17 protein-coding genes are annotated in these 20,888 nt (G+C 72.4%); 8 read left to right on the top strand and 9 right to left on the bottom strand.

Going from position 1 to position 20,888, the window contains the following annotated elements; translation table 11 throughout:
- The first annotated feature begins 57 nt into the window (after positions 1 to 57).
- The 4 genes from ACFC09_RS20865 (at position 58) to ACFC09_RS20850 (ending at position 5,000) form a co-directional block, all read left to right on the top strand.
- Positions 58 to 699 carry a TetR/AcrR family transcriptional regulator gene (locus ACFC09_RS20865; RefSeq protein ID WP_376530332.1) on the top strand — a complete coding sequence of 214 codons (642 nt, stop codon included), beginning with the start codon at positions 58 to 60 and terminating at the stop codon, positions 697 to 699.
- Between the two features lie 124 nt (positions 700 to 823).
- Positions 824 to 1,672, top strand: a complete 849-nt coding sequence (locus ACFC09_RS20860; RefSeq protein WP_376530329.1) for a 3-hydroxyacyl-CoA dehydrogenase family protein — start codon at positions 824 to 826, stop codon at positions 1,670 to 1,672.
- A gap of 175 nt (positions 1,673 to 1,847) precedes the next feature.
- Positions 1,848 to 2,171: an STAS domain-containing protein gene (locus ACFC09_RS20855; protein WP_003997851.1), complete on the top strand. Its 324-nt coding sequence runs from the start codon at positions 1,848 to 1,850 to the stop codon at positions 2,169 to 2,171.
- A gap of 276 nt (positions 2,172 to 2,447) precedes the next feature.
- Positions 2,448 to 5,000, top strand: coding sequence for an ATP-binding protein (locus ACFC09_RS20850; protein ID WP_376530326.1), 2,553 nt, complete (start codon positions 2,448 to 2,450; stop codon positions 4,998 to 5,000).
- 152 nt (positions 5,001 to 5,152) lie between these two features.
- Here ACFC09_RS20850 and nucS read toward each other — a convergent pair whose 3' ends face one another.
- Complete coding sequence (gene nucS / locus ACFC09_RS20845; protein WP_376530323.1) at positions 5,153 to 5,845, bottom strand: endonuclease NucS; 693 nt, start codon at positions 5,843 to 5,845, stop codon at positions 5,153 to 5,155.
- Positions 5,846 to 6,143: 298 nt separating this feature from the next.
- On the opposite strand from nucS, the gene ACFC09_RS20840 reads away from it, so the two are divergent.
- Positions 6,144 to 6,536: an SCO5389 family protein gene (locus ACFC09_RS20840; protein WP_376530320.1), complete on the top strand. Its 393-nt coding sequence runs from the start codon at positions 6,144 to 6,146 to the stop codon at positions 6,534 to 6,536.
- A gap of 93 nt (positions 6,537 to 6,629) precedes the next feature.
- Here ACFC09_RS20840 and ACFC09_RS20835 read toward each other — a convergent pair whose 3' ends face one another.
- Positions 6,630 to 7,658, bottom strand: coding sequence for an LLM class flavin-dependent oxidoreductase (locus ACFC09_RS20835; protein ID WP_376530318.1), 1,029 nt, complete (start codon positions 7,656 to 7,658; stop codon positions 6,630 to 6,632).
- A 222-nt stretch (positions 7,659 to 7,880) separates the two neighbouring features.
- Between ACFC09_RS20835 and ACFC09_RS20830 the strand changes: the two genes are divergently transcribed.
- Positions 7,881 to 8,222 carry an ATP/GTP-binding protein gene (locus ACFC09_RS20830; protein WP_376530316.1) on the top strand — a complete coding sequence of 114 codons (342 nt, stop codon included), beginning with the start codon at positions 7,881 to 7,883 and terminating at the stop codon, positions 8,220 to 8,222.
- Between the two features lie 314 nt (positions 8,223 to 8,536).
- Here ACFC09_RS20830 and ACFC09_RS20825 read toward each other — a convergent pair whose 3' ends face one another.
- The 7 genes from ACFC09_RS20825 to mce all read right to left on the bottom strand — a co-directional run bounded on the left by ACFC09_RS20825 (position 8,537) and on the right by mce (position 18,482).
- Positions 8,537 to 9,418, bottom strand: a complete 882-nt coding sequence (locus ACFC09_RS20825) for an ABC transporter permease (protein WP_376530313.1) — start codon at positions 9,416 to 9,418, stop codon at positions 8,537 to 8,539.
- Positions 9,415 to 10,752, bottom strand: a complete 1,338-nt coding sequence (locus ACFC09_RS20820) for an ATP-binding cassette domain-containing protein (protein ID WP_376530311.1) — start codon at positions 10,750 to 10,752, stop codon at positions 9,415 to 9,417. Before ACFC09_RS20820 ends, ACFC09_RS20825 begins: the two co-directional genes overlap by 4 nt.
- 126 nt (positions 10,753 to 10,878) lie before the next feature.
- Positions 10,879 to 11,649 (bottom strand): ABC transporter permease, encoded by a 771-nt coding sequence (locus ACFC09_RS20815; RefSeq protein ID WP_376530308.1) that lies wholly within the window; start codon positions 11,647 to 11,649, stop codon positions 10,879 to 10,881.
- 3 nt (positions 11,650 to 11,652) lie between these two features.
- On the bottom strand, positions 11,653 to 12,606 hold the full coding sequence (locus tag ACFC09_RS20810) for an ATP-binding cassette domain-containing protein (RefSeq protein ID WP_376530306.1): 954 nt from the start codon (positions 12,604 to 12,606) through the stop codon (positions 11,653 to 11,655).
- An 85-nt stretch (positions 12,607 to 12,691) separates the two neighbouring features.
- A complete protein-coding gene (locus ACFC09_RS20805) occupies positions 12,692 to 13,627 on the bottom strand; it encodes a cellulose-binding protein (RefSeq protein WP_376530303.1) in 936 nt (311 codons plus the stop codon).
- Positions 13,628 to 13,810: 183 nt separating this feature from the next.
- The gene (scy, locus tag ACFC09_RS20800; RefSeq protein WP_376530300.1) at positions 13,811 to 17,659 is read right to left on the bottom strand and encodes a polarized growth protein Scy; all 3,849 of its coding nucleotides are present in this window, start codon (positions 17,657 to 17,659) and stop codon (positions 13,811 to 13,813) included.
- 382 nt (positions 17,660 to 18,041) lie between these two features.
- Positions 18,042 to 18,482, bottom strand: coding sequence for a methylmalonyl-CoA epimerase (gene mce, locus ACFC09_RS20795; RefSeq protein ID WP_376530297.1), 441 nt, complete (start codon positions 18,480 to 18,482; stop codon positions 18,042 to 18,044).
- 150 nt (positions 18,483 to 18,632) lie between these two features.
- On the opposite strand from mce, the gene ACFC09_RS20790 reads away from it, so the two are divergent.
- Positions 18,633 to 19,835: an acetyl-CoA C-acetyltransferase gene (locus tag ACFC09_RS20790; RefSeq protein WP_376530294.1), complete on the top strand. Its 1,203-nt coding sequence runs from the start codon at positions 18,633 to 18,635 to the stop codon at positions 19,833 to 19,835.
- Between the two features lie 55 nt (positions 19,836 to 19,890).
- The gene (gene meaB / locus ACFC09_RS20785) at positions 19,891 to 20,847 is read left to right on the top strand and encodes a methylmalonyl Co-A mutase-associated GTPase MeaB (RefSeq protein WP_376530290.1); all 957 of its coding nucleotides are present in this window, start codon (positions 19,891 to 19,893) and stop codon (positions 20,845 to 20,847) included.
- Positions 20,848 to 20,888 lie beyond the last annotated feature (41 nt).

Here is a 20,888-nt window from a genome sequence, read left to right as displayed (position 1 = left end):
AATGGCACCAAAATTTCAATCCCACCAAATAATGGGGGACGCGCCTAGGATGCGGGCATGGCAGAAGGGCTCAGGGAACGGAAGAAGCGCGAGACCAGGCAGCGGATCTCGGACATCGCCACCGGGCTGTTCCTGGAGCACGGCTTCGTGACGGTGACGATGGCGGACGTGGCCGAGGCGGCCGACGTCTCCGTGAACACCGTCTACAACTACTTCCCGGCCAAGGAGGACCTGCTCCTCGACCGCTCCGCCGGCACCGTCGACCGGCTCGCCCGCTGGGTACGCGGCCGGGACGCGGGGGAGTCCGCCACCCGCGCCGTGCTGCGCGAACTGCGCGCGGAGGTCGAGGCGGTCTCGCCACGGGTCGGCCTCATGGCGGGCTACGGGCGCTTCCTGCGCGTCATCCACGAGGCGCCCGCGCTGCGCTCCCGGCTGTGGACGATGCAGCAGGAGACCCAGGACAGGCTTGAGGAGACCCTGCGGGCGGAGGCGGCCGCCCCCGTCGGCGACCCGCTGACCGGGTTGATCGCGAGTCAGATCTGCTGGATCCATCAGACGGCTCTCGCGCGTATCGGCCGTGAGATGATGACCGGGCGCAAACCGGACGAAGTATCACGTGAGGTGCTTGTCCTCCTCGACGACATCGAGGAGCTGTTGAGCGAGAAGGTGCTCAACTACGCCGTGCGCGGCGAGCGCTGACCGCTGCCGGTGTGACGTCCGTCAAGTGGGACGTGACCCGCGTTACTTACCGGTCACACAGCGGCTCCGGGGCGCTAGGGTCCGCCGGAGAAGCGTACGCGAACAGCGGGTAAGGGGAGTCGGAGTGGCAGGGAAGCTCGCCGTCGTCGGGGCCGGCCTCATGGGGTCCGGCATCGCCCAGGTCGCCGCTCAGGCAGGCTGGGACGTCGTCCTGCGTGACGTCACCGACGAGGCTCTCAAGCGCGGCACCGACGCGATCAGGGCCTCGTACGACAAGTTCGTGGGCAAGGGCAAGCTGGAGGCGCACGACGCCGACGCCGCGCTGGCCCGCATCACCGCCACCACCGACCTCCGGGCCGCGGCCGACGCCGACCTCGTCGTCGAGGCCGTCTTCGAGAAGCTGGAGGTCAAGCACGAGATCTTCCGCGCGCTCGACAAGCTCGTACGTCCCGAGACCGTACTCGCCTCCAACACCTCGGCCATCCCGATCACCAAGATCGCGGCGGCCACCGAGCACCCGGAGCGGGTGGTCGGCGTGCACTTCTTCTCACCGGTGCCGATGATGCAACTGGTCGAACTCGTCCGCGGCTACAAGACCAGCGACGAAACCCTCGCCACCGCGCGGGAGTTCGCCGAGTCCGTGGGCAAGACCTGCATCGTCGTCAACCGGGACGTGGCCGGGTTCGTCACCACCCGGCTGATCTCGGCGCTCGTCGTCGAGGCCACCAAACTGTACGAGTCCGGGGTCGCGACCGCCGAGGACATCGACCTGGCCTGCAGACTCGGCTTCGGCCACGCCATGGGCCCGCTCGCCACGGCGGACCTCACCGGCGTCGACATCCTGCTGCACGCCACCGGCAACATCTACGCCGAGTCGCAGGACGAGAAGTTCGCGCCGCCGGAGCTGATGCGCCGGATGGTTGACGCCGGTGACATCGGACGCAAGAGCGGGCAGGGCTTCTACACCTACTGACATCCGGTCGGGTGGCAGCGCTGAGACCGCACAGGCCCCTGTGGTATCACCCCAAGGGGTGAATTCGGTATCGGTTCGCTTACAGACGGCAACCTGAATGCCACTGAAGCAGTCAGACGGTGCACAGCACTGGCACTGTCATGGGAGTACGCCGCAGCACTCACGGGGAGCGCATATGCACATCAGGGGCGACCACGCCGAGCTGGTCGTCGGGGGCCGCCTCGACGTCCGCAGCGCGGCGGACGCCCGTACGGTCCTGCACTCGGCTGTCGACGACGGCGCCGGCGACCTGGTGCTCGACCTGTCCGAACTCGACTCCTGGGACGCCACCGGGCTCGGGGTGATCATGGGGGCGCACCGGCGGGCCGGCCGCTGCGGCAGACGCCTGGTGCTGCGCGGTGTACCGCCCCAGATGCAGCGCCTGCTGGTCGCCACCCGGCTGCACCGGATCCTGGCCATCGAGGGAGGCATCGGGGTCGAGTCCCTGCCCCGGGTGTGATGCCGCCGCCGCGACCGCCCGGGGAGCACCCGGTGGCGGGGGAGACCGGGGCGCAGGCCGCATAACCCCGCGTCGTGCGCAATCCTCATGAGACCGTGATGTCTCGGGCCGTCCGGTACCCCGGCTTGTCGTGGATACTGTGCGAAGGTTTAAGGTGCGGTCGCCCGCTGCCACGCAACCCTCAAGCGGGCCCGGACCAGAAGCGACAGCGCGGCGTGCACGAGGCCGGGAGGGGCCGGACACGGGCACACGACGCTTTTGGGGGGCTTGACACCTATGGACCCGATCAACCCGGGACCCGAGGACCACGGCCGGGGCGACGGCTTCACACCGCGCCCGCGCCCGCCCAGGGAATCCCTCACTCCGGACTTCGGCCAGAGCACACCCGTGCCCGTGCGCACGGTGCGGCTCGTCTCCGGCGACTACCTGCTGACGGTCAACCCCGTCGACGGCAGCGAGATCGAACCCTGCCCGCCGGGCGAGCGGCCCGGCAGGCCCGAGAAGTTCACCGCCGCCGAGCGGGCCGAGGCCGGCCGCACCGCCCGGCCGCCCGTGCCGCCGGGCCCCGCACAGCCCACCCTGCCGCTCCTGGCCCGCCAGGACGAGCGCGAACGCCTGGTCCGGCTGCTGGCCCGCGGCCGTTCCGTACGCCTCACCGGGCCCTCCGGGTCCGGCCGCACCGCCCTGCTCGACCTCGTCGCCGAGGACTGCGCGGACCTCGCCCCGGACGGCGTGGTCCGCCTCAGCGGCTTCCACCGCACCGCGGGCGAGTTGCTGTACGACCTCTTCCACGCCGTGTACGACGCCCCCCTGCACCGCCTGGAGCGGGCGGAACTGCTCGGCCTGGTCGGGGAGATCGGCGCCGTCGTCGTCCTCGACGACATCGAGTTCGGCGGGGCCGCCCTCGACGAGCTGATCGAGGCCACCCCCGAGTGCGCCCTCCTGATCGGCGCCACCCCCGAGGTGCCCGCGCCGTCCGCCGACTCCGCCGTCGAGGAGGTCTTCCTCCCCGGCCTCGACCGCGCCGCGAGCCTGGACCTGCTGGAGCGGGCCGCCGGCCGGGTCCTGACCGAGGAGGAGGCCAACTGGGCGGGCGACCTCTGGTTCGAGTCCGAGGGCCTGCCGCTGCGGTTCGTCCAGGCCGGGGCCCTGCTCCGGCAGCGCGACCGGCTGCGGGCCGGCGCCGGCGCCGTGGACGAGTTCGGGGTCTTCGAGAACGTACGTCCCGCCTCCCCGCTGCCGACGGCGGGCGAGCCGGGCGACGGCCCCGTGCCCTTCGGGGCGGACGCCGGCGCCGCCGACGAGGTGCCCCTGCCGTCCCTCGGCGAGGCCGCGGCGCCCGCGCCGCTGCTCGCCTCCCGGCTGAGCGCCTCGGCGCGCACCACGCTGCGGTTCGCCGTCGCGCTCGGCGGCGAGTTCCCGCACCAGGCGCACCTGCCCGCCCTGATCGGTGACACCCACGCGGACGCCGCGCTCGGCGAACTCGCGAGCTGCGGACTGGTCTCCGCGGCCGGCCCCCGCTACCGGCTCGCGGCGGGCGTGCAAGTGCAGTTGGAGGCCGCCGGATACGCCGACGACCTCGTCACCGAGGCCCTGGCCGCCGCCCAGCACTACTCCTGGTGGGCCGGTCATCCCTCGGTCACGCCCGGCCGGGTGTGCGCCGAGGCCGACGCGGTGCTCGCCGCGCTGGCCGTCCTGGTGCCGGTCGGCACGCCACCCGGCGAGGACGCGGCGAACCCCGCCGTGCAGCTCGCCCGTGCCGCCGCGCCCGCCTTCGCCTCGGGGCTGCACTGGGGCGCCTGGGAGCGGGCGCTGCGGTCCGGCGCCGAGGCCGCCCGGCTGGCCGGAGACGTCGCCGAACAGGCTTACTTCCACCACGAGTTGGGCGTACTCGCGCTCTGCGGCGGACAACTCGACCGGGCCCGCGCCGAACTGGAGGCGTCCATCGGCCTGCGCGGGGCGCTCGCCGACCGGCGGGGTGCCGTGGCCGGCCGCCGCGCCCTCGCCCTGGTCGTCGACCGCACGGGGGGCGTGCCCGCGGTCGCAGCCACCGCGGGCGAGGACGTGCCCGACGCGCGCCACGACGAGTCCGTCTCGCCGTCCGCCGCCGCCCAGGCGGCCTTCCCGTCCGCCGCACCGCGGTTCGGCGACACGGCCGTCACCCAGCGGATCGGCGCCCCGATCCCGGCTCCGGTCCCGGAGTCCCGTGGGGGCAAGCTGCGCCGGCTGGCCCGCCGCAACGCCGTGGCGGCCGGATCCGGCGTCCTGCTCGCGGCCGTGCTCGGCACGGTGGTGACGCTCGGCATGACCTCGCACGACAGCACCGACGACCCGTCAGGCACCATCGACGTCAGCCCGTCCGCGGGCCAGGGCACCGACGACGGCGCCCCGGGCGCGGGCACCCCGGAGAACGGCGGCGCAGCCACCGGCGGGGCGACCGCCACGCCGAGCGGCCCGGAATCCGACGGCACGTCCGGCACCTCGGACGACCCGACGCCGGCGGCGTCGGCCACGACCGGGACGTCGGACCAGCCCAGCGAGACGAGCGGATCGGGCGGTCACGACCCGTCGGACCCGACGTCCGAGCCGCCCACCAGCAAGCCGCCGACGTCGAAACCGCCGACCTCCAGGCCGCCGACGTCGAAACCGCCCACGACACCGTCCACCCCGCCGCCGACCAGCGAGCCGCCGAGTTCGCCGCCGCCGACCTCGCCGTCCATGTCCGACTCGGCCGGCGGGCCCCTTCCCACCGTGTCGGCGCAGACGAGCGGCGTGGCGAGCGCCCGGGGTGGCGGCGGTGCGCCGGGCGGCCGGGACTACCTCGCCTGAGACGGCGCGGGCCGGATCCGTACCCCGGATCCGGCCCGCGCCGTTTCGTTTCCCGTGCGCCGAGCGCGCCGCAGGTACAGCCCCAAGACCCGGAAGCCCCAGAGGGCCCGGAAGCCTCAGAGGACCCAGAGGGCCCGGAAGCCTGCCAAGGCTCAGAACAGTCGCAGCTTGTCGTCCTCGATGCCGCGCAGGGCGTCGTAGTCCAGCACCTGGCAGCCGATGCCCCGGTCGGTGGCGAGGACCCGGGCCTGCGGCTTGATCTCCTGGGCGGCGAAGATGCCGCGGACCGGGGCGAGGTGCGGATCGCGGTTCAACAGCTCCAGATAGCGGGTGAGTTGCTCCACGCCGTCGATCTCACCGCGCCGCTTGATCTCGATGGCGACGGTCTGCCCCGCCGCGTCCCGGCACAGGATGTCCACCGGGCCGATGGCCGTCATGTACTCGCGGCGGATCAGCGTGTAGCCCTCGCCGAGCGTCTCGATGCGGTCGGCGAGCAGTTCCTGGAGGTGCGCCTCCACGCCGTCCTTGATCAGGCCGGGATCCACGCCGAGTTCGTGGGAGGAGTCGTGCAGGATCTCCTCCATCGTGATGATGAGCTTCTCGCCCGCCTTGTTGATGACGGTCCACACCCCGGCGGCGCCGCCCGAGTCTCCCGCCGGGTCCGCCGGCTCCTCCTTCAGCGTGCAGGGCGGCGACATCCAGTTGAGGGGCTTGTAGGCCCGGTCGTCCGCGTGGATCGAGACGCTGCCGTCCGCCTTGACCAGAATCAGACGGGGAGCCGAGGGGAGGTGGGCGGTGAGCCGGCCGGCGTAGTCGACGGAGCACCGGGCAATGACGAGACGCATGGTCGGCAACGCTACTGGACGCGCCCCGGTGCCCGCGATTCGCCCACCGGTCTCCCACCGCCTCCCCGACCGGGCCCGGGTGGGCCGTCCCTCTTGCCCGTGTAAACAGTTGTTCATCCCTGGCCGATTGTGTGCTCAAAGAGATCGGTCCATGTACGCATTCTGGTGGTGGCGTCACCGTCGGTTGCCTACCGTAGGAACGGGAGGTCGCGGCACGTGTACTCAGCGTGTCCGCTTGTCGCGTGCTCCCTTACCTGTCCGGCAACCCCTGCTGTTCGGGGGTGCGAGAGGAGAACCCATGTCGCTCGACGTCTCACCGGCCCTACTCGAACAGGCCGAGCGAGGCGAGGTCGACGAAGCCGAATTCGTCGACTGCGTCCGGACCTCCCTGCCTTACGCATGGGAGATGATCAGCTCCCTGGTGGCCCAGCTCAAGGTGGACGGCGGAGACTTCGCCGACAACCAGACGCCGCCGCCCGACGAGCAGGCGCGCGGACAGCTGCTGCGTGCGCTCGCGAGTGACGCGATACGCGGCGCGCTGCAGCGGCACTTCGGTGTACGGCTGGCGTTCCAGAACTGCCACCGGGTGGCGGTGTTCCCGCTGGACGCCTCGGTCGACGAGAGGCTGGCCCGCTTCACCTCGGTGCGCGCCCAGTTGCTCAACCAGTCGCCCGAACTGCGGGACTGCTGACGATGTGAGCTGCCTGCTTGCCGCCCCACCCGCGGGAGGTGCCATCAGTACCGGGGCGGCAAGCTCCCCGCCCGGCAGGGGAGCAGAAGGGCGTCACCGCAGTTGGGGGAGGACCTCGGCGCCCAGCCGCCGTACGTTCTCCTCCGTCGTCGCGAGGTCGCCCGAGCCCTCGACGAGCAGCGCGAAGCGGGAGATGCCCGTCCGCTCGGAGGTCGCCGCGAGCCGGTCGGCGCACAGCCGCGGGGTCCCCACCGGGTGCAGCCCGCAGAGGAGTTCGGTGTAGGCGACGGGATCGCGCATCGTCCGCTTCCGGCCGTCCACCGTCACATGCGCCTCCAGGCCCTGTTTCAGCCAGCCCGGCAACGACTTCAGCAGCGTCTCCACGGCGTCGGTGCGCCGGTCGTCGACCTGGCAGACGCCCGCGGAGACATGGGCGGCGTCGGCGATCTCGTCCGCGGGCCGTCCCACCGCGCGCGCGTACTGCCGCCACGCGGCGATCATCTCGGCCTTCTCCTCGTCCCCGACGTGCATCCCGAGCAGCATCGCGAGACCGTGCTCGGCCGCCAGCCGCACGCTCGCCCGCGAGGTGCAGGCCACCACGACCTCGGGTCCCGGCAGCTCCGTCAGGGCCTCCACCGGGCGGGGCACGACGGGCACCTCGCGGAAGGTGAACCGCTCGCCCGCGGCGGCGACCGCCGGTTCGCGCAGCCAGCGCACCAGCAGATCGAGTGATTCCGGGAACCCCCGCTCGTACGCCGCGAGGCCCGAGCCGAACACCTCCAGATCCACCCAGGGGCCGCCGCGGCCCACGCCCAGGGTGAAGCGCCCCCGGCTCGTGACGTGCAGCAGCGCGGCCTGTTCGCCGAGGGCGACCGGATGGGCCGTGGGCAGCACGCTGACGGCCGTGCCGACCCGGATGCGGCGGGTGCGGCCGAGCAGCAGCGCGGCCAGGGTGATCGCGGACGGACAAGTGCCGTACGGTACGAAATGGTGCTCGGCCAGCCAGACCGCGTCGAGCCCCGCTTCCTCGGCGGCCTCCGCCGAACGGACCGCCCGGTGCAGCGCCTCCCCCTGGCCCTGCCCGGGGAACTGGGCGGCCAGCACAAAAGTTCCAACGCGCATGGTGCTTCCTGCTTTCCTGGCTCCGACGCGGAGCTCCCCCACCCCGGCATAACCGCCCGCCACGTGCCGAGGACACGGCCTGGGAAGGGCTGTGCGGATTGTCGGCGGAATGCATCGTTCTGGGCGGCGACTTATACGGTTTGACGTCCTTCGCCTACCCCCGTGCGCGCCGCGTAGGCTGGACACGGCCCCTGCTTCCCGTACAGCCCCGTGAGGTGTCCCGTGTCCCCGCGTCGCAACCGGCCCAAGGACCCCAAGGGCGCGGCCTCGTCCGGCCGGAGCGCCGAGGACGACCGCGCCGGTCGCTACGGCGGCTGGCAGTCCACGGAGTCCTGGCAGGGCGAGGAGTGGAGCGTGCGCCATGTCGCCGGTGCCAGCGCCGAGGGCAAGACGTACCGCTGCCCCGGCTGCGACCAGGTGATCCCGTCCGGCGTCCCGCACGTGGTGGCCTGGCCGGAGCACGCGGGCGTCGACGACCGCCGCCACTGGCACAAGGCCTGCTGGAACGCGAAGGACCGCCGCACCACCCGAGTACAACGCCCCCGGAACACCCCCCGCTTCTGACCCCCCAAAGAGGCGCGGTGGAACTACGCGCCCAGCCACGACGTCGCGCCCCGAAGGGGCGCGGGGAACTGCGCGCCCAGCCACGACGTCGCGCCCCCAAGGGGCGCGGGGAACTGCGCGCCCAGCCACGACGTCGCGCCCCCAAGGGGCGCGGGGAACTGCGCGCCCAGCCACGACGTGGCGGCGGTCGCGGGACGGCCTGTCACCCCCGAAGGGGCGCGGGGAACTGCGCGCCCAGCCCCCACACACCCGCAGCCGCCAACTCCCCGGAACACCCCACGAACCCCCGCCCCCTCCCCGCCCAACCAGCGGAGCTACACGTCCCGCTTCTCCAGCGACAAGCAAGCCACCGCGAACATGACCGCCGTCACGCCCAGCGCGATCCACAGCGGATCCCAGCCCGACGGACCGGAACGGCTCAGCGAGTTGGAGTAGAAGATGCTCATCTGGTTCGGGATCGAGTACTCGAACAGGGCCTCGCGCACCTTCTCCAGCGACGCCGAGAACATGAACAGCGCGATCACCAGCGGAGCGAGCAGGACGCCGATCATGATGGTGATCGCGCCCGCCGAGTGCCGGATGATCGAGCCGACGGCGAGCGAGAGCAGTCCGAGCAGCGCGACGTACAGGCTGACGCCCACCGTGCCCTTCAGCCACTCCGCGCCGCTCGGCGTCCGCGCGCCGGGGACGCTGTCCAGCATGGAGGTCTGCGCCAGGGCGACGACGACGGTGCACACCAGTGTGATGACGAAGGCGAGGGTGAAGAACACGATCGCCTTCGCGGCCAGTACCCGCACCCGGGACGGGCAGGCCGTCATCGTCGTACGGATCATGCCCGTGCCGTACTCCGACGCGGTGGTCAGCACGCCCAGCGTGATGATGCACATGCTGCCCAGCAGCAGTCCGAAGAAGCCGAGGGCCAGTGAGTTGTCACCGGACGAGGCCGACGCCGCGCGGCTGACCAGCAGGCCGGCCAGCAGGCCGATGCCGACCACCAGGACGATGAACACGCCGAGCGTCCACATGGTCGAACGCACCGACTTGATCTTCGTCCACTCGGAGGCGAGCGCATGCCCGAGGTGCGTGCGCACCACCGGGATCGGCGAGGTGTAACCGGGGTACGACCCGTCGGGCGCCGGCTGCCGCAGCGCCGTGTCCGGCGCTGCCTGGGGCATCGGGGGCTGGTGGGTGCTCATCGGGCGTCCTCGGGCTCGGTCGGGTCGGCGGCGGGCGCGGGGGGCGCGGCGGGTGCGGCGGGTGCGGCCGGCTGGGCGGCCGGCTGGGCCGGCGCGGCCGCCGGAGGCTGCGCCCGGGGCGGCTGCGGGGCCGGCTGGGCGTACGGGTTCGGGTGCCCCGCGGCGGGTGCCGCCGGCGCGCTGTACGGATTGGGCGCGCCGCCCGCCGCACCGTACGGCCCGGCGGGCCCTCCCTGTCCGCCGTACGGTCCCGCGGGCGCCGCGCCGGGCCCCTGCTGCCCCGGAGGCGTCGCGAACGGCTGACCGCCCTGCTGGGGCGCCGGCGGGGCGTACCAGCCGGGCTGGCCCTGACCCGGTACCGGCATCGGCGGCTGCGCCCCGGGCGGCAGCGGCTGCTGGAGCCCCGCCCTCTGGTCGATGGTGGAGCGGTAGTCGACGGCACCCTGCGTCATGCGCATGTACGCCTCTTCGAGCGACGCCTGGTGCGGCGACAGCTCCCACAGCCGTACGTCGGCCTCGTGCGCCAGATCGCTGATGCGGGGGAGCGGCAGCCCCGTGACGCGCAGCGCGCCGTCCTGCTCCGGCAGTACGTGCCCGCCCGCCTCGGTGAGCGCGGAGGTCAGCTTCTCGCGCAGCTTGGGCTCGGTGTCCGGCGTTCGCACGCGCGCGAAGTCGGCGGAGTTGGCCGAGATGAAGTCCGACACACTCATGTCGGCGAGCAGCTGTCCGCGCCCGATGACGATCAGGTGGTCGGCGGTCAGCGCCATCTCGCTCATCAGATGGCTGGAGACGAACACCGTCCGCCCCTCCGCGGCGAGCGCCTTCATCAGGTTGCGCACCCACAGGATGCCCTCGGGGTCGAGTCCGTTGACCGGCTCGTCGAACAGCAGCACCTGGGGGTCGCCGAGCAGCGCCGCCGCGATGCCCAGCCGCTGGCCCATACCGAGCGAGAAGCCCTTGGACCGCCTCCTGGCCACCTCCTGGAGACCGACGACGCCGAGCACCTCGTCCACCCGGCGGGCCGGGATGCCGGACAGCTGCGCCAGGCAGAGCAGGTGGCTGCGCGCGGCCCGGCCGCCGTGCACCGCCTTCGCGTCGAGCAGCGCGCCCACCTGGCGGGGAGCGTTCGGCAGCTTCCGGAAGGGGTAGCCGCCGATCGTCACCGAGCCCGCGGTGGGATTGTCCAGGCCGAGGATCATCCGCATGGTCGTCGACTTGCCCGAGCCGTTCGGCCCGAGGAAGCCGGTGACGGCCCCGGGCCGCACCTGGAAGGAAAGGTTGTGGACGGCGGTCTTGTCGCCGTACCGCTTGGTCAGGCCGACAGCCTCGATCATGCTCCGGTCCCCATCGGAAGGTTTGCCTCGAACAGTTCAGGACGACGGGGCCACGCCCCCGTAAGGGTTAGGAGCTTATCGGGGCGCTGACGGTTCCACCCAAGGGAACGCAAAGGCCCGCGATCACTACGCGTCCCGCTTCTTCAACAGGACGTAACCGCCGATCAGGGCCGCGAGCACCCACAGCACCATGATGCCGAGGCCGCCCCAGGGCCCGTACGGGGGGTTGTCGTCCACCCGGGGCACCACCCGCATGATCCGGCTGCCGGCCTGGTCGGGCAGGAACCGGCCGATCTTCTTCGTGGCGTCGACGTTGCCGAGGATGTTCGAGATCAGGAAGAAGAACGGCATCAGGATGCCGAGCGACAGCAGCGGTGAGCGCAGCATCGAGGCGACGCCCATCGAGAACACGGCGATCAGGGTCATGTAGAGCCCGCCGCCGACCACCGCCCGCAGCACCCCGGGGTCGCCGAGCTGCGTCCGGTGGGAGCCGAGCATCGCCTGCCCGAGGAAGAACGCGGCGAAGCTCGTCGCCATGCCGACCACCAGCGCCAGCGCGGTGGCCACCGCGATCTTGCCGGACAGGAACGTGCCGCGGCGCGGGACCGCGGCCAGCGAGGTGCGGATCATGCCGGTGCTGTACTCGTTCGACACCACCAGCACCCCGAACACGATCAGCGCGAGCTGGCCGAGGGTCATGCCCGCGAAACTCACGTACGTGGGGTCGAAGGACACCCGCTCCCGGGCGGGCATGTCGTCGAACTGGCTCCGCGACAGGGCGGAGATCAGCATGCCGAGGGCGATCGTGACGACCACGGCGAGGGACAGGGTCCACACCGTCGACGCCACGGACCGGATCTTCGTCCACTCGGACCGGATGACCTGCGCGGCCGCCATGGCTCAGGCTCCCTTCCAGTCGGCACCCCAGTCCCGCGGGACCGGGGTGGTCTCGGAGTGCGCGTGGTACTCCACCGACTCCGCCGTCAGCTGCATGAACGCTTCTTCGAGGGATGCCTGCTGCGGGCTCAGCTCGTGCAGCACGACCCCGTGCCGGGCGGCCAGCTCGCCGATCCGCTCGGCCTTGCCGCCCTCCGCCTCCAACGTGCCGCCACCTGTCTGGACGACCGTGATCCCGTCCTGGTGCAGCACGTCGAGCAGCCGCTCCCGCTGCGGGGTGCGGATACGGACGTACGACCGCGAGTTCTCCCGGATGAAACCGGCCATGGAGGTGTCGGCGAGCAGCCGCCCCTGCCCGATCACCACGAGATGGTCGGCGGTCAGCGCCATCTCGCTCATCAGATGGCTGGAGACGAACACGGTCCGGCCCTGCGCGGCCAGAGACTTCATCAGGTTCCGGATCCAGTGGATGCCCTCGGGGTCGAGCCCGTTGACCGGCTCGTCGAACATCAGGATCCGCGGGTCGCCGAGCAGCGCGCCCGCGATCCCGAGCCGCTGCCCCATCCCGAGCGAGAACCCCTTGGCCTTCTTCCGGGCCACCGCTGTCAGCCCCACCGTGTCCAGCACCTCGTTCACCCGGCCGGCCGGGATCCCGTTGCTCTGCGCCAGACACAGCAGATGGTTGTAGGCGCTCCGCCCGCCGTGCATGGCCTTCGCGTCCAGCAGCGCACCGATGTATGTCAGGGGGTCCGTCAGCTGGTCGTAGTGCTTGCCGTCTATGCGGACGTCGCCCGCGGTGGGATGGTCGAGCCCGAGGATCATCCGCATGGTCGTGGACTTGCCGGCACCGTTGGGCCCCAGGAAGCCCGTGACGACACCCGGCCGCACGGCGAACGTGAGGTCGTCCACCGCGACCTTGTCGCCGTACCGCTTGGTCAGCCCCGCCAGCTCAATCATGCGGACACGCTAAGACGCGACGAAGCCCTCTGCCACCCGGAGTGGCAGAGGGTTTCGTCACTGTTCAGCCGGTGTACGGCGGGTGTCAGCGCGACTGCTGCGCCGGCACACCCCGGGAGATCGGCTCGTCCTCGACCGGGGAACCGGCCGCGGCCACCGCGGCGCCGGTGAGCGTGGCGAGCATCTCGCGCACGTTCGTCAGCTGGGCGTTGATGCTGTCGCGGCGGTTGGTGAGCGCCGCCAGCTCGCGCTCGGACTCCGAGCGGATCCGGTCGGCCTTGGCGTTGGCGTCGGCCACGATGTCCTCGGCCTGGCGCTGGGCCGTCTCCACCGTCTGGCGGGCACGGCGCTCCGCGTCGGTGCGCAGCTTCTCGGCCTCCAGGCGCAGCTGCTCCGCGCGGTGCTCGATCTCGGCCAGGCGCTTCTCGGCCTTCTGCTGACGCGAGGCCAGGTCGCGCTCGGACTGCTCGCGGCGCTTGGCGAGGTTCGTCTCGAAGTCGGCGGCGGCCTGGGCGGCCTTGGCACGGGTCTCCTCGAAGAGGGCGTCCGCCTCCTCGCGCTTGGACTGCGCGTCCTTCTGCGCGTCGGTGCGCAGCTGCGAGGCGTCGCTCTTGGCCTTGTCGACGATCCGGACGCCCTCGTCCTCGGCCTTGGCCTTGCGCTCGGCGGCGAACGACTCGGCGTCGTTGCGCACCTGCTGAGCCGCCGACTCGGCCAGCTCGCGGTGCTGCTCGGCCGCCCGGCGGGCCTCGTCGCGCAGGTCCTTGGCCTCCTCCTCGGCGAGGCGGAGGATCTTCTCGACACGCGCGCCGAGACCTGCGTACGACGGCTCCGCGTCGCTTACCTGAGCCTGGGCGTTCTGCGTTTCGAGGTGCAGTTCCTCGATGCGCTTTTCCAGAGCGGTGATGCGGGTGAGCGCGCTGTCACGGTCGGAGACGAGTTTGGAGATCCGTTCGTCCACCTGAGCGCGGTCGTACCCACGCCGCACAAGCTCGAAGCCGTAGGGGGAAGTGTCGCTCATGGGGTTCCTGTCGAAAGAGACCGGTGAGGTGATAGGTGGAATCCTAGGCGCCGAAGCGGTGTGTCATCGAGCGGATGCGTGTTTGATCTGGAGAATGACACCCCTTTTGAGTGGCTGACCTGTGGACGGCTTGCCAAGGACTTGGTCAAAGGCCCCAGAACATACCAGAACGTGCTCTGCCCGCTAGCCTTCTGACGACTTGCCACCCGATCGGGGAGCGCCGACCGTCGCGCCCGCCTTGACCCCCGGGTCCTTGCCGGACGACGGGGCCTCGAAGGACTCCAACGCCTCCAGGACGTCCTGGACACGGGAGATCTCCGCGTTGATGTCCTCGCGGCGGCGCACCAGGATCTCAAGTTCGCGCTTGCCTTCCTCGACCGTGCGCCTGGCCTCGCGGATCGCCTCGGCCTTCAGCGCCTCGGCCTCCTTGACGAGCGCCGACTTCTTCTGCTCGGCCTCCTTGAGCAGACCCTCGGCCTTCTTGACGGCGGCGATACGGACCTTGCCCGCCTCGGAGTTGGCCTCCGAGACGATCTCCTTGGCCTTCGCCTGCGCCTTGGCGAGCTGTTCCTCGGCGGCCTTGATGAGCGCGTCGCAGCGGTCGCCGGTCGACTTCATCGTCTCGGCGGCCTCGCGGCGGGCCCGCTCGTGCAGTTCCTCGATCTCGCCCGTGAGCCGCTCGCGCAGCTCCTCCGCGCGCTCCCGGATCGCGGTGGCGTCCCGGCGGGCGCCGACCAGCAGCTCGTCGGCGTCCGTACGGGCCCTCTCCACCAGCGAGTTGCCCTCGACCGTCGCCTCGGACACCAGCCGGTCGGCCTCGCTGCGGGCCGCGCCCACCATCGTGTCGGCCTGCGCCTCGGCGTCCGCGGTGGTCTTGTGGGCCTGCTGCTGCGCCTCCGTGAGCAGCTTGTCGGCCTCCGCCGTGGTCTCCGTGATGAGGGTGTCGACCTGTTCGGCCGCCTCGGAGCGCCGTTTGTTGGCCTCCTTGCGGGCCTCGTCCAGCAACCGGTCGGACTCGTCGCGCGCGGCGGACACCAGCCGCTCGGCCTCCGCCTCCGCCTCGTTCCTGACCCGTTCGGAGTCGCTGCGGATCCGCTCGGCGTGCTGCTGCGCCGAGCCGACGGTCTCGGCGGCCTCGGCGCGCAGCCGTTCCGCGTCCCCGGTCGCGTCCGAGATCAGCTGCTCCGCCTGGGCGACCGACTCGGCCCGCACCCGCTCGGCCTCGGCGGCGGTCTCCGACTGGAGCCGTTCGGCCTCGCTCCGCGCCTCGGTGATCAGCGTGTCCGCCTGCGTCGCCGCGTCCGACCGGATGCGGTTGGCGTCCTCGCGGGCCTCCGCACGCGTGCGCGTGGCGGCCTGCTCGGCCTCGGCGATGGTGTCCGAAGCCTCGGTGCGCACCCGCTGGGCGTGCGCGGCCGCGTCCGAACGCAACCGCTCCGCCTCGGCGATCGCCTCCGCCGTGGTCCGCTCGGCGAGCGCGCGGGCCGCCTCCGACTCCTCCTGGGCCTCGCGGCGCATCCGGCTCGCGTCGTCACCGGCCCGCTCCCGCTCGGCGTAGGCGTCGGCGCGGACCCGGTCCGCCTCCTCCTCGGCCTCCCGCCGGGTCCGCTCCGCGGCGTGCTCGGCCGCCGAGCGCAGCCCGGCGATCTCCTCCTGGGCCTGCTCGTGCAGCCCGGCCACGGAGTCCCGGACCTGCTGGGCGTGCTGCTCGGCCGCCGCCACCATCTCGGTGGCACGCCGGTCGGCCTCCTCGACCAGCCGGACCGCCTCGGCCTGCGCGTCCTCGACCCGCTTGCGCGCCGAGGCCAGCAGCTCCTCGCTCTGCTCGCGGGCCCGCTCGCGTTCCTGGTCGGCCTCCTGGCGGGCGGAGCCGAGGAGTTCCTCGGCCTCGCGGCGGCGCCGGACGGCCTCCTCCTGGGCCGCGGCCAGCGTCTCGGACGCCTCCGTGGCCAGCCGCTCCGCGGCGGCCTGCGCCTCGGCCCGCACCCGGTCGGCGGTGTCCTGCGCCTCCGTCTTCAGCCGCTCCGCCTCGGCCGCGGCCTCCGAACGCAGGCGTACGGCGACGGCCTCGCCCTCCGCGCGGGACGCCGAGGCGTCGGCGGCGGCCTCGGTGCGCAGCCGCTCCGCCTCGGCCTCGGCCTGCTGCTGGAGCGTACGGATCCGCTCGGCGGCCTCGGTGCGCAGCCGCTCGGTCTCCTCGGCGGCCTCGCGGCGGATGCCGGCGGCCTCCTCGCGGGCCTCGGACAGCGCCTGCTCGGCGGCGGTCAGCCGCTGATCGGCCTCGGCGTGCAGCCGGGTCAGCTCCTCGGCCGCTTCCGTGCGCCGGGCCGCGACCGCCTGATCGGTCTCCTCGCGCAGCTCGCGCGCGGCCCGCTCGGCCTCCGTCGTGGTCTTCTCGGCCTGCTCGGCGGCCTCGGCACGGTGCCGCTCGGCCTCCTTGCGGGTGCGCTCCAGGGTCTCCTCGGCCTGCCGGCGCAGCGTCGTCGCCCGTTCGATGGCCTCCGTACGGACCTTCTCGCTGTCCGTCGTGGCCGCCTGGCGCAGCTCGTCCGCGTCCGCCTTGGCCTTGGCCAGCAGTTCCTCGGCGGAGCCGGCCGCCTCCTCGATCTGCTGGACCGCCTCGCGCCGGGCCTCGGCCCGGATGCTCTCGCCCTCGGCGACCGCGTCGGCCCGCAGCTGCTCGGCCTCGCCGCGCAGCCGGCGGGCCTCCTCCTGCAACTCGACCGTCTTGGCCCGGTACTCCTTGGTGTCGTCCTTCGCCGCGCCCTTGAGCTGCTCGGCGATGTCGTGCGCCTCGGCGCGCAGCCGGTCCGCCTCGGTCTCCGCCTCGGTACGGATCCGCTCGGCCTCCTCGGCCGCCGCCTTGGTGGTCCGCTTGGCCTCCTCGGCCGCCTTGTTGAGGACGTCCTCGGCGGTCTTCGCGGCCTTCGACAGCTGGGAGGCCGCCTCCTCGGCGGTGGCCGTACGGGCCTTCTCGCCGGCCTCGGCGACGATCTTCTCGGCCTCGGTGCGGGCGTCGGCGACGACCTGCTCGGCCTCCGCCTTGGTGTTCTCGGCGTCCTTCGTGGCCTCGCTGACCAGCCGCGCGACCTGCTCCTTGGCGGTGCGCGTGCGCTGCTCGTTGGTCGCCTCCGCGCCGGCCAGCGCCTTGGCGGCGGTCTCCTTCGCCTCGGTGACGAGCTTCTCCGCCTCGCTGCGCGCCTCGCGCAGCGCCGTGTCGGCCTCGGACATCCGCTGCTCGGCGGCCCGGCTCAGCTCACCGGCCTGCCGGCGGGCCGCGTCCGACTCGGACGCGGTGGAGGTGCGCAGCTGCTCGGCGTGGTCGGTGGCCTCCTGGGCCTGCGTGGAGGCGGCGTTCAGCAGCCGTTCGGCGTCGGCGCGGGCCCGGCGCAGCACCTGCTCGGCCTCGGCGCGGGTGCTCTCGGCCTCGGCCTGGAGCCGCTGCCGGGCCGCGGCGGTCAGCCGCTCGGCCTCGGTGCGGGCGGCGGCCATGGCCTGCTCCGCCTCGGCGCGTGACTCGTCGAGCAGCCGGCGGGCCTGCGACTCGGAACGGGCGCGCAGCTGCTCCGCCCACGCCACGTTCTCGTTGACGTGCGACTCGACGGTCTGCCGGCGCTCGGCCAGCTCCTGGTCCAGCTGCTGGCGGCGGGTGACCGCCTCCTGGTGCAGCTCCGCCTGGAGCCGGGCGGCCTGCTCGGCGTGCTCCTGGAGGATGCGCTGGGTCTGCGCGCGGACCTGGCTCAGCTCGCGCTCGGCGTCCTGGCGCAGCTGGTCGGCCTGCATCTGGGCGTTGCGCAGCATCTGCTCGGCCTGGTAGCCGAGGTCACCGCCGTCGTAGGCGGGCCGGGACATGACGGTGCGCCGCGCCTCGTGCAGCTTGGCGCGCAGCACCTCGACCTGGTAGCCGAGGTCCTCGGCGTGCTGGATCGCCTTTTCCCGCTCGGTCTTCAGCCGCTTCATCTCGGCCTCGAACCGAGAGAGGTGGTCGACGTCAGCCGCCGGCTCTCGCTCCTGGCTCTCGTAGCCCCGCACTGCGCGGTCCCATCCGTCCCCTGGTCGCAAGTTTCTCCGAACGAGCTCCGTCCGTCCGCCGAACGGGGCCCCCGGGGAATGGTGTCAGATCAACGGCGGAGCGCGGGCTGCCGCCCCGGCGCTCGTCCCCCGAAACCCGGACCCCGGTGGTCCTTCCGGCAAAGGAGGAATCGTACGCCCACAGGGCGTGCCGCACGGTGTCCGGTGCAGGCGACCGCAAGGTGCCGGAAGGTCCTCGTAGCGGAGCTACCAGGGCCTTTGGCAACGCGGCGAGCGTGCGTGCCAGACGTCGCGCGGCAGATGCCACCTTTGACGGCAGGACCGGGCCGCCCCGCCTTCCGGGGCGACCGGTCCCAACCCTACCGGCCCTTATGTACGCGGGTCAGTGCCCAGGTGACTCAACAGGCGCCGAAGTGACCAGTTCTGTCAGTACGCCGTGGCAGTCCTTCGGGTGCAGGAAGGTGATGCGCGACCCCATGGAGCCGCGCCGTGGCTCTTCGTACAGGACGCGTACGCCCTTGCCGCGGATGTCCGCGGCGTCCGCGTCCACGTCCGCCGTGCCGAAGGCGATGTGGTGCACGCCCTCGCCGTTCTTCGCCAGCCACTTCCCGACCGGGGAGTCCTCCCGGACCGGTTCCAGCAGCTGGAGGTACGAAGCGCCGCCGTCGGACGTATCGTTGATCTTGAGCATGGCCTCGCGTACGCCCTGTTCCTCGTTGACCTCGGTGTGGAAGACCTCGAAGCCGTACGTGGCCCGGTAGAACTCGACCGTTGCGTCGAGGTCATGACAGGCAATCCCGATGTGGTCGATTCGCGTCAGCATGGAATCAGTGGAGCGCTCCGGAGGTGGTTACGCAACGTGCGCGCGATCACACCGAAAGGCCGATGACGGCCGTGAGCGCCTCTCAGTACATTCGATGTAAACCCTCGTTCACTCCTCAGCTTCTGTGCAGCTGGAAGGGGATCGCACCTCATGTCCGCTACGAACAGCACGACCTCCGTCATCGTCGCAGGTGCCCGGACTCCGATGGGACGGCTGCTCGGCTCGCTCAAGTCCTTCTCGGGAGCCGACCTCGGCGGCTTCGCGATCAAGGCCGCCCTCGACCGTGCGGGGATCGGCGGCGACCAGGTCCAGTACGTGATCATGGGGCAGGTGCTCCAGGCCGGGGCGGGGCAGATCCCGGCCCGGCAGGCCGCGGTCAAGGCCGGCATCCCCATGAGCGTGCCGGCGCTCACCGTCAACAAGGTCTGCCTGTCCGGGCTCGACGCCATCGCCCTCGCCGATCAGCTGATCCGCGCGGGTGAGTTCGACATCGTGGTGGCCGGCGGCCAGGAGTCCATGACCAACGCCCCCCACCTGCTCCCGAAGTCCCGCGAGGGCTACAAGTACGGCGCGGTCGAAGTGCTCGACGCCATGGCCCACGACGGCCTGACCGACCCGTGGGAGGCCATTCCCATGGGCGAGTCCACCGAGAAGCACAACACGCGCCTCGGCATCGGCCGCCCGGCGCAGGACGAGGTCGCCGCCCTCTCCCACCAGCGGGCCGCCGCCGCCCAGAAGAACGGCGTCTTCGAGGCCGAGATCACCCCGGTGGAGATCCCGCAGCGCAAGGGCGACCCGGTCCTGTTCAGCGAGGACGAGGGCATCCGCGGCGACACCACCGTTCAGACGCTCGGCCGGCTGCGCCCGGCCTTCACCAAGGACGGCACGATCACCGCGGGCAGCTCCTCGCAGATCTCGGACGGCGCCGCGGCCGTCGTCGTCATGAGCAGGGCCAAGGCCGAGGAACTGGGTCTCGACTGGCTCGCGGAGATCGGCGCGCACGGGAACGTGGCGGGCCCGGACAACAGCCTCCAGTCGCAGCCGTCGAACGCGATCCGGCAGGCCCTGAAGAAGGACGGCCTGGACGTCTCCGACCTCGATCTGATCGAGATCAACGAGGCATTCGCCGCCGTGGCCGTCCAGTCAATGAAGGACCTCGGCGTATCCACCGAAAAGGTGAACGTCAACGGGGGTGCCATCGCCCTCGGCCACCCGATCGGCATGTCCGGCGCCCGGCTCGTGCTGCACCTGGCGCTGGAGCTGAAGCGCCGCGGCGGCGGGGTCGGCGCCGCCGCCCTGTGCGGGGGCGGCGGTCAGGGTGACGCGCTGATCGTGCGGGTGCCGAGGGCCTGAGTCCGCCCGTACGGCACAAGGCCGCGGGCACGTCGAGCGAGCGAACGGAGCAGCGATGCAGGACGTCTCCTCTCTGGTGGCCCAGGCCAGGGACGGCCGGCCGCGGGCCGTGGCCCGGCTGATCTCCCTGGTGGAGGGGGCGTCCCCGCAGCTCAGGGAGGTCATGGCGGCGCTCGCGCCGCTGACCGGCACCGCGTACGTGGTCGGCCTCACCGGTTCCCCGGGCGTCGGCAAGTCGACGACGACGTCGGCGCTGGTGGCGGCCTACCGCAAGGAGGGCCGGCGGGTCGGCGTGCTGGCCGTCGACCCCTCCTCCCCGTTCTCCGGCGGGGCGCTGCTCGGCGACCGGGTGCGCATGTCGGAGCACGCCTCCGACCCCGGCGTCTACATCCGCTCCATGGCCACCCGCGGCCACCTCGGCGGCCTCGCCTGGGCCGCCCCGCAGGCGATCCGCGTCCTGGACGCGGCGGGCTGCGACGTGATCCTCGTCGAGACGGTCGGCGTCGGCCAGTCCGAGGTGGAGATCGCCTCCCAGGCCGACACGTCCGTCGTCCTGCTCGCCCCCGGGATGGGCGACGGCATCCAGGCGGCGAAGGCGGGGATCCTGGAGATCGGTGACGTGTACGTCGTCAACAAGGCCGACCGGGACGGCGCCGACGCCACGGCCCGGGAACTGAACCACATGCTCGGCCTCGGCGAGTCCCGCGGCCCCGGCGACTGGCGCCCGCCCATCGTGAAGACGGTCGCCTCCCGCGCGGAGGGCATCGACGAGGTCGTGGAGGCGCTGGAGAAGCACCGGGCCTGGATGGAGGAGCGGGGCGTGCTGGCCGAACGCCGACTGGCCCGCGCCGCCCGCGAGGTCGAGACGATCGCCGTCACGGCCCTGCGCGAACGCATCGGCGGCCTGCCCGGCGACCGCCACCTGACCGCCCTCGCGGAACGGATCGTCGCGGGCGAACTGGACCCGTACGGCGCCGCGGACCAACTGGTGGCGGACCTCACGGAGAGCTGACGCGCGGCTGCCCGCGTGGTGCGGGCCGCCGAGGGCGGTGA

The sequence above is a fragment of the Streptomyces sp. NPDC056161 genome, from assembly GCF_042268025.1.
Classification (GTDB): domain Bacteria; phylum Actinomycetota; class Actinomycetes; order Streptomycetales; family Streptomycetaceae; genus Streptomyces.
This window is presented reverse-complemented; position numbering and strand designations above follow the sequence as displayed.